General features: G+C 72.5%; 12 protein-coding genes. 6 read left to right on the forward strand and 6 right to left on the reverse strand.

Annotated features, from left to right (window positions below; all coding sequences use genetic code 11):
* The first annotated feature begins 285 nt into the window (after window positions 1-285).
* The gene (locus AB0E07_RS24355; RefSeq protein ID WP_362255887.1) at window positions 286-948 is read left to right on the forward strand and encodes a class F sortase; all 663 of its coding nucleotides are present in this window, start codon (window positions 286-288) and stop codon (window positions 946-948) included.
* Between the two features lie 30 nt (window positions 949-978).
* Here the strand turns inward: AB0E07_RS24355 and AB0E07_RS24360 are convergent, their stop codons facing one another.
* Window positions 979-1827, reverse strand: coding sequence for a polysaccharide deacetylase family protein (locus AB0E07_RS24360; protein WP_362255889.1), 849 nt, complete (start codon window positions 1825-1827; stop codon window positions 979-981).
* A gap of 183 nt (window positions 1828-2010) precedes the next feature.
* On the opposite strand from AB0E07_RS24360, the gene AB0E07_RS24365 reads away from it, so the two are divergent.
* A complete protein-coding gene (locus tag AB0E07_RS24365) occupies window positions 2011-2472 on the forward strand; it encodes a universal stress protein (protein ID WP_362255892.1) in 462 nt (153 codons plus the stop codon).
* Between the two features lie 29 nt (window positions 2473-2501).
* Here AB0E07_RS24365 and AB0E07_RS24370 read toward each other — a convergent pair whose 3' ends face one another.
* On the reverse strand, window positions 2502-3317 hold the full coding sequence (locus tag AB0E07_RS24370) for an alpha/beta hydrolase (RefSeq protein WP_362255895.1): 816 nt from the start codon (window positions 3315-3317) through the stop codon (window positions 2502-2504).
* Window positions 3318-3374: 57 nt separating this feature from the next.
* On the opposite strand from AB0E07_RS24370, the gene AB0E07_RS24375 reads away from it, so the two are divergent.
* Window positions 3375-3848, forward strand: a complete 474-nt coding sequence (locus tag AB0E07_RS24375; protein ID WP_362255898.1) for a MarR family transcriptional regulator — start codon at window positions 3375-3377, stop codon at window positions 3846-3848.
* A 28-nt stretch (window positions 3849-3876) separates the two neighbouring features.
* Here the strand turns inward: AB0E07_RS24375 and AB0E07_RS24380 are convergent, their stop codons facing one another.
* Window positions 3877-5025: a CapA family protein gene (locus AB0E07_RS24380; RefSeq protein WP_362255901.1), complete on the reverse strand. Its 1149-nt coding sequence runs from the start codon at window positions 5023-5025 to the stop codon at window positions 3877-3879.
* Window positions 5026-5236: 211 nt separating this feature from the next.
* On the opposite strand from AB0E07_RS24380, the gene AB0E07_RS24385 reads away from it, so the two are divergent.
* The 3 genes from AB0E07_RS24385 to AB0E07_RS24395 all read left to right on the forward strand — a co-directional run bounded on the left by AB0E07_RS24385 (window position 5237) and on the right by AB0E07_RS24395 (window position 7254).
* The gene (locus AB0E07_RS24385; protein ID WP_362255905.1) at window positions 5237-5785 is read left to right on the forward strand and encodes a sigma-70 family RNA polymerase sigma factor; all 549 of its coding nucleotides are present in this window, start codon (window positions 5237-5239) and stop codon (window positions 5783-5785) included.
* Window positions 5786-5920: 135 nt separating this feature from the next.
* Window positions 5921-6436: a hypothetical protein gene (locus AB0E07_RS24390; protein WP_362255908.1), complete on the forward strand. Its 516-nt coding sequence runs from the start codon at window positions 5921-5923 to the stop codon at window positions 6434-6436.
* 164 nt (window positions 6437-6600) lie between these two features.
* Window positions 6601-7254, forward strand: a complete 654-nt coding sequence (locus AB0E07_RS24395; RefSeq protein ID WP_362255910.1) for a zf-HC2 domain-containing protein — start codon at window positions 6601-6603, stop codon at window positions 7252-7254.
* 18 nt (window positions 7255-7272) lie between these two features.
* Here the strand turns inward: AB0E07_RS24395 and AB0E07_RS24400 are convergent, their stop codons facing one another.
* The 3 genes from AB0E07_RS24400 to AB0E07_RS24410 form a co-directional block, all read right to left on the reverse strand.
* On the reverse strand, window positions 7273-8136 hold the full coding sequence (locus tag AB0E07_RS24400; protein ID WP_362255913.1) for a DNA-formamidopyrimidine glycosylase family protein: 864 nt from the start codon (window positions 8134-8136) through the stop codon (window positions 7273-7275).
* A 26-nt stretch (window positions 8137-8162) separates the two neighbouring features.
* Window positions 8163-10250: a SpoIIE family protein phosphatase gene (locus AB0E07_RS24405; RefSeq protein WP_362255916.1), complete on the reverse strand. Its 2088-nt coding sequence runs from the start codon at window positions 10248-10250 to the stop codon at window positions 8163-8165.
* A gap of 68 nt (window positions 10251-10318) precedes the next feature.
* Complete coding sequence (locus AB0E07_RS24410; RefSeq protein WP_362255919.1) at window positions 10319-11596, reverse strand: DUF6777 domain-containing protein; 1278 nt, start codon at window positions 11594-11596, stop codon at window positions 10319-10321.
* Between the last annotated feature and the right edge of the window lie 38 nt (window positions 11597-11634).

The following is an 11634-nucleotide window of genomic DNA, read 5'->3' on the forward strand; positions in this document are numbered from 1 at the left end:
CCTCCCAGACAGACCCTCAGATGCCGGGCGACGGGCCGCATTTCGAGAATGGTCCGTCCTGGTGAGGGGACACGCCGAAGGAAAAGCGCACAATCGGATATTGCCGCAGGTCACACACCGTCAGAAATTTCCTGGTCACGGCAACTCGGATGGCGCACCACCCGCTGCCGAAAGGGCTCCGGGCCACCCGTTCGCATCCGCACCCGTCGCCGGTTCACCGCCCGGCGCTTAGCGTTCTCGTATGCGCGAATGACGTGGCGACGGCCGCGTCGAGAGGGGAATCGGATGTCTGCGTACGAGTTGGCCGAAGAGGAGGAGCAGCGGAGGAAGCGCGCTCCTTGGGGCGTGATAGCGCTTGTTCTGCTGACCGGTCTCGCGCTCATTCGCAACGGTTCGGGCGAGTTCGACGTCGGGCCCCCGCAGCCCGCCTCGGCGGCGGCGGCCGACAGCCGGGTGGCGGGCGGAACCTTCGCCGGAGCCGCCGCGCCGCTGCCCTACGCCGTGCCGGACCGCGTCCGGATCCCCGCGATCCAGGTCGACGCGCCGGTGACGGCGGTCGGTCTGGACGCCGCGGGCTGGGTCGACGCCCCGCCGCCGGAGGACCCGAACCTGGCGGGCTGGTTCACGGGCGCGGTGTCGCCCGGCGAGAAGGGCACCGCGGTCGTCGTGGGGCACGTCGACAATCAGCAGGGTCCAGCCGTGTTCTACGGACTCGGCGCGCTCAAGAAGGGAAATCGCGTCGAGGTGGCGCGCAAGGACGGAAAGACGGCCGTTTTCGAGATCTACGGCATCGAGGTGTTCGAGAAGAACAACTTCCCGGGCGACCGGGTCTACGCCTCGAAGGGTTCCGCGGAATTGCGGGTCATCACCTGCGGCGGTGGTTTCTCCAAGCAGAACGGCTACGACGGGAACGTCGTCGCCTTCGCCCGCCTGGTCGAGGTCCGCTGAGCGTTCCCCGGCCGGGCGGGCGAAGGTCCGTCAGGTGTACTGCCGTACGGGAACGGTGACGTGGTAGCCGGAGTCCAGCAGCTCGGGCAGATAGTCCCGCAGCGCGTGAACACTCTGGGAGCGGTCGCCCCCGGCGTCGTGCGAGAGCACCACGACGCCGGGGGCGGCGCCGTTCTCCACCCGGTTGACGATGCTCCGGGTGCCCGGCGTGGTCCAGTCGAGGGTGTCGACCGTCCAGGCGAGGGGCTCCATGCCCAGTTCCGCGCCGATCTGGAACGCGGCCCGGTTCCAGGCGCCGTAGGGCGCGCGGAACCACGCGGGGCGTTCGCCGTACGCCTCCTCGATGACGTCGCAGGTGCGTTCCATCTGGGAACGGATCTGACGTCGGCTCAGCCCAGTGAGCAGCGGGTGGGACCAGGTGTGGTTGCCGACCACATGGCCCTCGTCGGCCATCCGGGCCAGCAGGTCGGGGTGGGCCGCGGCCATCTCCCCGCACACGAAGAACATCGCGCGCACCTCGTACTCGGCGAGGGTGTCCAGGATGTCCGGCGTGTAGCGGGGGTCGGGGCCGTCGTCGAAGGTCAGCACCATGGTGCGGCCGCGGCCGGTCATCCGCAGCAGCGGAGTGCTGCGGACCATGGTGCGGCGGGGTGCCGCCGCCGGCGGGCCGTAGCCGGTGAGGGGCTGGAGTCGGTAGGCGGAGGGCTTGAGTGCGCGGGCGGCCTGGGGGCCGGCGGCCGGAGCGGCGGACCTGACCGGCTCGGCATCGGTACCCAGGGCGTACAGCCCCGCGGTGCCGGCCGCTCCGACGGCGGCGGCGCCGGCGAGCAGGGCCCGGCGGCGGGTGAGCAGCCGGGTGAGCATCTGATCCTTCTGCATGACTCATGGGTCGCCCGCGCGACCACCGGCGCACCACGACGGCACCGGTCCGGCCCCAGCTTTCCACCCTCCCGGGCGATGACGGACCGTCAGCGATTGCGTACGGCGGGAAACATGCCTCGGGAGAGCGGGGCCGGGCCTCCCGTCGCGGGCGGGAACGACGGGTTCCGATAGCCTCGGGCCGTGACGGAACAGCACTCGCACCGGTTCGAGCGGGGTACGGACGGGCCGAAGGTCATCGTGGTCGGCGTGGACGGCTCCGACTCCTCGATGCGCGCCGCCGCCTACGCGGGCGGTCTCGCCCGGCGCCAGAACGCGCTGCTCGCCGTGGTCTACGTGCAGCCGGTGATCCCGGCGGGTGCGGCGCTCGGCGCGCCGGTCGCCGAGGTGACCGACGAGATCGCCGAGACCCTGGTGGCCGAGATCCGCGACGCGACGGAGCGCGTGAAGGGGATATTCGACGTGCGCTGGGAGTTCCACACGTTCCGCGGCGACCCCTACAACGGTCTGGTGCAGGCGGCCGACGACCTCAAGGCGGACGCGGTGGTCGTCGGCGCCTCGGAACAGGCCGGGCACCGTATCGTCGGCTCGGTCGCGGTCCGGTTGGTGAAGGCCGGGCGCTGGCCGGTGACGGTGGTGCCGTAACTCCTCCGCCCCTGGCCTTCTCCGGGGGTTCAGAGCGTGCGCAGGAAGTCGAGCAGGATCCGGTTGAACTCCTCGGGCCTCTCCAGGTTCGGATAGTGCCCGACGCCCTCGATCAGGCGCGCGCGTCCGTTCGGGACGGCCCGGGTCATGCGCTCGGCCGCGTCGATCAGGTCGGCCGTCTCCAGCGAGCCGTTGAGCGCGAGCAGCGGTACGTCCAGTTCACCCAGGCGGGGCCAGGAGCCGGTCACCCGGACGTGCCAGTCCCGCTCGCCCGGCGTGTGCTTCATGATCGTGCGCAGGGCCATCTCCTTGAGCCGGCGCGAGATCTCCGGGTCGACCTCGTCGGCGGTCCGGTGCTCGCCGGGCACCACGCGGAGGAAGGCGGCGAGCCAGCCCTCGATGTCACCGGCGCCCAGGGTGCGCGCGTACTCGGCCTGGACCGAGCGGGTCCAGGCGTCGGTGTACTGGTGGTCACCGGTGGCGGCGCCACAGGTGACGACCGCGCGGACCAGCCCGGGGTGTTCCAGCGCCGTCTCGGTGGCGATCACCCCTCCCATGGAGACGCCGACCAGGACGGCGGGGCCGGCGTCGAGGTGGCGGATCAGTCCGGCGAGGTCGTCGGCCCAGCGGAACGGCGCGCTCGCGTTGGCCGAGGCCCCGTGCCCGCGCACGTCCGGCGCGACCACCCGGTGCCCGGCGGAGAGCGCCGGTATCTGCTCCGCCCAGAACCCGTGGTCGACGAACCCGGCGTGCAGGAGGACCACCAGGTCCCCGGAGCCGCTGTCGAGGTAGGCGAGGTCACCGTCGGCGGAGGGGAAGAGTCGCAGATCCGATGCAACAGTCATGACAACCAAGGTGTCATCTTGCCCGCGGCTTGGCAACCCAGGTGTCATGATGGGCCCATGAGCGACTCCGACGCCCCCCTGGACCCCGACGAACTCGGCCACCGGCTCAACGAGGTGTACGACCTGGTCGGCCCCCTGTACCGCCGCGCCTTCCGCAAGGTCGAGCAGGGCGAGCAGATCGAGGGAGCGTCGGTGGGGGTGCGCTCCGTGCTGGATCTGCTGCGGCGGCACGGTCCGCTGACGGTGCCGCAGATGGGCCGGATCCTCGCGCTGAGCCGGCAGTTCGTGCAGCGCATGGTCAACGACGCGGCGGAGCACGGCTGGGTGGAGATCACCCCCAACCCGGCGCACCAGCGCTCCTCGCTGATCCGGCCGACGGCCGCGGGCGAGGAGCTGATCACCGCCGTCCTCGCCCGGGAGCACGCGCTGAACCGGCAGGTCGGCGGCGATCTGACAGACGCCGACGTGCGGGCGTGCGTCAAGGTGCTGACCGAGATCCTCAAGACCTTCGACCACGTGGACGTGGACTGACCCACTCCCGCGCGACGACGGGGACGGCCTACTCCCCCATCACCAGTCCGTCGCTCCCGGCGCCCCGGCTGAGCACCACCTCCCGGATCCGGTCCCGGACGCCGAGCACGTCGGCGCCGCCCTTCAGCGCCTTGTTGAGGTTGACGACGCGCCCGGCGTCGATGTCGAACAGCTGCGGGACGAACTCCGCGCGGGTCACCTCCCAGCGGCCGCCGGGCCGGGCGGGCGGGGCGAAGGTGAAGCGGCCGAGGGTGGACTGGTTGCCGCGCGGGTCGGGGGTGCCGGCGTGGTTGGACATCTGGCCGGCGACCTGGTCGCCCATGCCGTAGATCACCCAGGTGCCGTTGACCTTCTCGTACGCCTGCGGGACATGGGCGTGGGTGCCGAGGATGAGGTCGATGTCGGGGCGGCCGCCGGCGCGGGCGGCGGTGAGCGAGCGCGCCAGGGTCAGCTGCCGGTCGTCGGGGGCGTCCTGCCATTCGGTGCCCCAGTGCAGCGACACCACGACCACGTCGGCGCCGGCCTCCCGGGCGGCGCGGGCGTCGGCGAGGATCCTCCGCTCGTCGATCAGGTTGACGGCCCAGGGCTGTCCGGCGGGGAGCGGGTAGCCGTTGGTGTCGTAGGTGTAGGCGAGGTGCGCGACCTGGGCCTCGACGGCGCGCAGCACGGTGACCGTGCGCGCCTCCTCCTCGGTGCGGGCCGATCCGGCGTGGCGCACACCGGCCCGGTCCAGGGCGTCCAGGGTGCGCCGGATGCCCGCCTCGCCGTCGTCGAGGCTGTGGTTGGAGGCGGTGGAGCAGCCGTCGTAGCCGGTGGCGGCGAGGGCCGCGGCGATCTCCGGCGGGGACTTGAAGGCCGGGTAGCCGGTGTAGTCGCCGTTCGCGCCGTAGACGGTCTCCATGTGGCACAGGGCCAGGTCGGCGCGGCGCACGTCCGGTGCGGCGCCGGCGAACATGGGCCGGAAGTCGTAGCCCGTGCCGCCCGCGTCGAAGCGCGCCCGGTCGATGATCGAGGTGTGCGGGAGGACGTCGCCGGAGGCGACGAGGGTGAATCCGCGGGCCGCCGTCGCGGAGGGGGCCGGGCGGCCCGGGGACTCGTTCCGGTCGGCCTGGCAGGCGGCGCCCGCCGCGAGGAGGGCGGTCAGGGCCAGGGCCACCTGTCGACTGCGTGCGATCATCACTCACCCCGATGTAGTCGTATTTACACATCAATAGGTAAGAATTACGACGCTTCGGGAACGGGTTCCGACACGCCCATTAGCCCGTCCGGCACCGCGCGGAATACGGACGGAACCGTTCGTCGAACCGTTCGTCGACGCGATCGACCGTCCGTCGCAGACCCTTGTGCGCGGCCTGTCCCCGGACGGAACCCTGCGATGCCATACGGCCATGACGGCCGGAACCAGTCTTGTGAACGGGACGACGACCGCCGAGCACGAGCTCGCCGCACTGCAGCGGGAGCACGGCCGGCCCCTCTTCGCGCTGCTGCTCAGGCTCTGCGACGGAGACCGGCAGCGCGCCGAGGATCTGGTGCAGGAGACCCTGGTGCGCGCCTGGCAGCACCCCGAGGCCCTGCGCGCCGACGACTTCGACTCCGTACGGCCCTGGCTGCTCACCGTCGGCCGGCGGCTCGCGATCGACGCGCGGCGGGCCCGGCAGGCCCGGCCCCCGGAGGTGGGCGACGCGATCCTGGAGAACGCGCGGGTGTGCGCCGACCACGCCGAGCGGGCGGCCGCGGCCCTCGATGTGCGCGAGGCTGTGAAGACACTCACTCCGGAGCACCGTGAAGTCCTGGTGCTCGTGTACTTCCAGGGGGCCAGTGTGGCGGAAGCGGCGCAGGCCCTCGGCATCCCTGCCGGTACCGTGAAGTCCCGCGCGTACTACGCGCTGCGCGCCCTGCGCCGGGTGCTTCCCGGTTACGCGGCCGACCTGCGCTGAAACCGTGGGCCGAGTCAAACCTCCGTAAAGCGCCTTGCCGTGGACCATGGTTGAGTAATCGGCTGTCTTCATCCGTGTTCCGGACTGGAGCCCGGGGTCGGGCGACGCGTACGCACCGGAGGAAGGCAGGAAGGGATGCTGCACAGAGGTCAAGAGAGCACGGACGGCACCGGCGGCGGTGAACTGACCGTCCCCATGGCGTGGTTGTACGCCGAGTACATCGCCGACGAGCTGCTGCGGACGGGCGATCTGATGCCGCCGACGTCCTTCGAGTTCCGCGCCGGGCGGGACGCGCTGGCGTTGACGATCTTCCTCGCCGACACCGGGGGCGAACTCCCCGGCATCCGGGTCGTCTCGCAGCTGGAGACCTGGCTGTCACTGACGGCCTACGACCAGCCGTGGCAGGACTGGGTGTGCGAGCACATGGCACGGCTCGCCGCCGCCGCGATCGAGACCGCGGGACCCACCCCGGACCTCGATCTCGCGGAGGCGGCCTGGCGCTGGCTGGAGGAGACCGAACTCCTCGCGCCGGACCTGAACGCGGTCCAGATCGGCGCCGTGCCGAACGGCGAGGACGAGGGCCCCAAGGTCTGGACGCCTGCCTGGCAACTCGGTCTGCCGCTGGGGCACTTGGCGATCCACCTCTTCTGACGCCGGGCGGAAACTTTTTCCGGGAGGGGACCAATCCGCCGCGCCGGCCGCTCCGAATCCCTTGGTTGCGATTCTGTGTGTGGCTTGAGTGATTCGGCGGTCCGCTGCGTACGGATGGGAGCAAGGAGTAACCCACCCCACACCCAACGGCACGAGGATTGCGCATGAGGTCCCTGGAAAGGCATCGCGATGTCGCCGCATACGCACTCGGCGTGCTGGACGAGGCGGAGGCCTTCCGCTTCGAGGATCACCTCATGGAGTGCCCCAGCTGCTCGGCGCACGTCACCGAGTTCGGCCCCGCCGCACGGCAGTTGATGCTGTACCGGCGGGCCACCCCGCGCGCGGTGCACCCGATGGCCAAGCCCGGCCCCCGCCTGCTGGACCGCCTGCTCAACGAGGTGGCGGGCCGCAACCGGACGCGCCGCAGGAGCCTGCTGTACGGACTCGCCGCCTCGGCGGCGGTCGCGCTCGCCTCCCCCGGTGTCGCCATGCTGGTGGCCGACGGTGACACGGCGGCCCGCCGGGTGGCCGCCACCGACGAGCGTTCGGGCGTGTGGGCCCAGGTCACGGCCGAGAACGAGCCTTGGGGGACCCAGGTCGAACTGAAGGTCAAGGACGCCGCCGGCCCCCGGGCCTGCCGGCTGATCGCGATCGGCCACGACGGCTCGGAGCAGATGGTGACCAACTGGACGGTCGCCCACCACGACGCCCGCGAGAACACCATGATGGGTGCCTCGGCCTTCCACGCCGACGAGATCGCCCGCTACGAGGTCCGCACCTCCGACGGGGAACACCTGGTCACGGTCGACGCCGGCTGACCCCGGCCCGCGGCCCCGTCACTTCAGCAGGCGGGACATCCTCCGGTCGGCCAGGAGTTTGCCGCCCGTCTGGCAGGTGGGGCAGTACTGGAGGGAGGAGTCGCTGAAGGACACCTCCCGGATCGTGTCGCCGCAGACCGGGCAGGGTTCCCCGGTGCGCCCGTGGACGCGCAGGCCGCTCTTCTTCTCCGCCTTCAGCCGGCCCGCGGCCAGACCCCGGGAGCGGGCCACCGCCTCGGTGAGGGTGGTGCGCAGCGCCCGGTACAGGGCGCTCGTCTCCTCCGGGGTCAGCCGGCCCGCCGGTTTGAAGGGGGACATCCGCGCCGCGTGCAGGATCTCGTCGCTGTAGGCGTTGCCGACGCCCGCGATCAGCGACTGGTCGCGCAGCGCGCCCTTGAGCTGCCGGCGCTCGCCCCCCAGCAGCTCCGCCAGGCGGTCCTCGTCGAAGTCCTCCGCCAGCGGGTCGGGGCCCAGCCGGGCGATACCGGGGACGAGTCCGGGGTCCGGCACCAGGTACACCGCCAGGCGCTTCTGCGTGCCGGCCTCGGTCAGGTCGAAGCCCTCGCCCGTCTCCAGCGCCACCCTGAGGGCCAGTGGCCCCTTGCCGGGTTTCGGCGGACCGTCGGGCAGCCGGTCCCGCCACTGGAGCCAGCCCGCGCGGGCCAGGTGGGTGATCAGATGGGGGCCCCGGTCCGTCTCCAGGTCCAGGAACTTGCCGTACCGCCGTACCGCCGTGACCTCGTGCCCCTCGACCGCGGTGAGGGGCGGGTCGTAGGTCTTCAGGACGCTGATCGCGACCGGCAGCACCCGGACGATCTCGTGGCCGACCAGGTGCTCGGTGAGGAAGTCCTTGAGCGCTTCCACCTCGGGGAGTTCGGGCATACGTCCAGAGTGCCACCCCCGGCGGCTCAGTTCCGGGACGGGACGTCGAACTCGCACCACACGCACTTGCCGCCGCCGCGCGCCTCCACGCCCCACACGTCGGCGAGCAGTTCCACCAGCAGCAGGCCCCGGCCGGAGACGCCGTCGTCGCCCGCCTCCCGGCGCCGGGGCAGCGCGCTGGAGGAGTCCTCCACCTCCACCCGCAGTCTCGGCGCGGCGCCGGTCAGCACCCGCAGGGTGACGATCGCGGAGCCCTCGGTGTGCATCAGGGCGTTGGTGATCAGTTCGTCGGCGACCAGCTCGATCTCGTCGGCGCTGTCCCCCGTGCTCCAGGCGCGCACGGCGGCCCGGATCATGTGCCGGGCCTGGGAGAGTGCCTCCGGATCGCCCGGCGGCACATGCTGCTGGAGCCGGCCGCCGGTGCGCGGGGCGTCCAGGCTGCGGCGGCGCAGCAGGAGCAGGGCCACGTCGTCGTCCCCGCCGCGCTCCTCGGCCATGTCGATCAGCCGGTCGGCGAGCCCCCGTACGTCGTCCGGTCCCTCGCCGACCAGGGCCACGAGGGACCGCATGCCCTCGTCGAGGTCGAAGCCGGGCTGTTCGACCAGACCGTCGGTGCACAGCAGCAGGGTGTGCCCGGGGTCCAGTTCCACGGTCCGCACCGGGTACTCCAGCCGTCCGAACTCGGCGGACAGGCCGAGCGGGAGCCCGCCCTGGACGGCCACCCGCCGGCAGGTGCCGTCCGGGTGCCTCACGAGCGGGTCGATGTGCCCGGCGCGCACCACCTGCACCACTCCGGTCGACAGGTCGGCCTCGGCGTACAGGCAGGTCGCGAACCGGTCGGTGTCCAGTTCGTGCAGGAAGACCGAGGCGCGGGCCATCACGGTGGCCGGGGTGTGCCCCTCGGCCGCGTAGGCGCGCAGCACGATGCGGAGCTGGCCCATCACGGCGGCGGCATGGGTGTCGTGGCCCTGGACGTCGCCGATGACCGCGCCGACCCGGCCGCCCGGCAGCGGGATCAAGTCGTACCAGTCGCCGCCGATGTCCCGGCCGAGGGTGCCGGCGGCGGTTCCGGCGCGGTAGCGGACGGCGACGTCGGCGCCGGGGACGCTGGGGATGGTGCGCGGCAGCATGGCCTGCTGCAACCCGGTCGCCAGGTCCTTCTCCTGTTCGTAGAGCATCGCCCGTTGCAGGCTCTGGGCGATGCTGCTGCCGAGGGCGACGAGGACGTTGCGGTCCTCGGCGGAGAAGCCCCGCCGGTCGCTGTAGAGGAGTCCCATGGCGCCGATCGGGCGCGCCTGCGCGATGAGCGGGAGGTAGGCGGCGGAGGTGATGTCCAGGTTCGTGATGTGGGGCCACAGGATGGGGTAGCCGTTCGCGAACTCCTCCGGCGACTCGATGAACCGGGGGGTGAGGGTCCGTACCACCTCGCTCATCGGGTACGGCTCCTCGATGCCGGTGACCCGGGTGCCGGGGACGAAGCTGCCGGCCGGGCCCTCCGCGATCAGCCGGATGCGGCCCGCCTCGACGAGTCCCATGACGAGGCTGGTGGCGCCGAGATGGATCATCCCGTGGGTGTCCTTGAGGACGTCGATCACGTCCTGGACGGTACGGGCGTGGGCGAGGGCGGCGGTGGTCAGCTCCACGACGTTCGTCTGCTGGCGCCGGGCCTCGTCCTGCGCGGCCTGTTCGCGGCGCGCCTCGCTGTCGCCGAGTTCCTGGGTGGCGTCCCGGACGATGCCGATGATGCGGCGCGGGCGGCCGGTCTCGTCGCGCCGGATGTAGCCCTGGGTGTGGGTCCAGCGCAGGGAGCCGTCTCGGCGGCGGAGCCGGAAGTAGGCGCCGTAGTTCTCGCTGCCGTCCTTCATCGCCTGGGAGACGGCGGCGTCCAGGCGGATGCCCTCGGCCGTGGGCACCCGGATGCCGAGGCTCTCGGGGTGGCCGTCGAACTCCTCGGGGCGCAGGTCGAAGACCTCGTGGGCCTGGGCGTCCATGTGGAACAGGCCGGAGTCCAGGTCCCAGTCGAAGCTGCCCATGCGGTTGAGCGCCAGAATCGGGTCCGGGTGGGCGGGCCAGTCGTCCGGGAGTGACAGGGCGCTCGCTCCCCGATCAACCATGGGCCCACCTTGCCAGGATTTGTCCGATTCTTCGACTGGGGCGGGCTGACCGCTCATGCCCGCGCCCCTCAGCCGCCGACCCTGGCGGCCGGCGCCTCCGGATCGTCCGGGATCAGCCCGCCCCCGTCGGGTACGTCGGGGACCTCCGGTACGGACTCGGGGCCGATGGCGTCCGGGGTGTCGAGGTCGAGGGAGGCGTCGGGGAGGTCGGGCACGGTCGCGCCCGGGTCCGGTACGGCGGTGTTGGCGCCGGGGTCCGGTACGGCGGCGTTGGCGCCGGGGTCCGGTACGGCGGGGACGGTGCCGGGGTCCGCGTCGTCGGGCGTGGAGGGACGGCGCGCTTCGGCCGTCGGCGGAGTGGCCGGGTCGGCGGCAGCGCAGTCCGGGGTGTCCACGGTGTCCGTGATATCCGCGGTGTCGGCGGGTGACGGCGCGTCTTCCTCGGTGCCGGTGGACGGGGCCGTGGAGGACGGCACCCCGGGTTCGGCGGGCGGGCAGTCGGCCGGGCTCACCGTCCACAGGTCCGTGCCGGGCGCCTCCGCGGGCGGGGCCGGTGAGCGCGGCGGTTCCGGAACCGTCGGCACGGGCAGCGTCCGGTCGTGACGGACGTCGTGTCCGATCCGGCGCTCGATCCAGCTGTGGTCGGAGGTGTCCAGGAGCGTGATGCCGGTGACCGGCCGCGGAGCCGCCGTCACCACGACGACGACGGCGGGCCGGAACCCGGACCACGCGCTCCCCCGGACGGCGGGGCTGCCCTGCGCCGCCACCGGGGGCTTCAGGGGGCTGCCGTCTGCGCAGCGCAGTCGCGGCACGCCCCGGTCGTCGACCAGGACGGCGGTACCGGCCTGGAGGACGGACTGGTGGGAGGTGGCCCGGCCCTCGCGGTAGCCGTGGCCGGAGACCCGGGTGTCCGCGCGCAGTACGACGGGGGTGAGCCCTCGGACGTGGTCCGGGACGGCCTCCCGGGTGATGCCCGCGGCCTCGGCGAAGGCGCGCGCCCGCTCCGGGTCGGCGGTGAGGTGGGCGATCTGCCGGTGCACGTCACAGGCGCCGACGTGTGCCGTGCCGCCGTACAGGCCCGGTGTGGAACCGGAGACGGAGCGCGGCTCCCCGGTCCCCGCGGTGTACTGCGTACGGGTGACGGGCGGTGGAGCGGGCGCCGGGACGGCCGTGGAGGCCGTGAACGCGTCGGGCCCCCGCGCCGCGACCGGCTGGAGGAACAGGTCCGTGCTCACGGTCGCGCCCCGCGCGCCCCTGGCGTCCCGCCCGTCGCGGCCGAAGCCGACTCCGAGCAGCGCCAGAGCGAAGGCGCAGACCGTGATCAGTATTGCGGTGGGTGTTCGCACCACGTACTCCCGCCTCTTCTCGGGCAGATCGCCCCTAT

Source organism: Streptomyces sp. NPDC048002 (assembly GCF_040653275.1).
Lineage (GTDB): Bacteria > Actinomycetota > Actinomycetes > Streptomycetales > Streptomycetaceae > Streptomyces.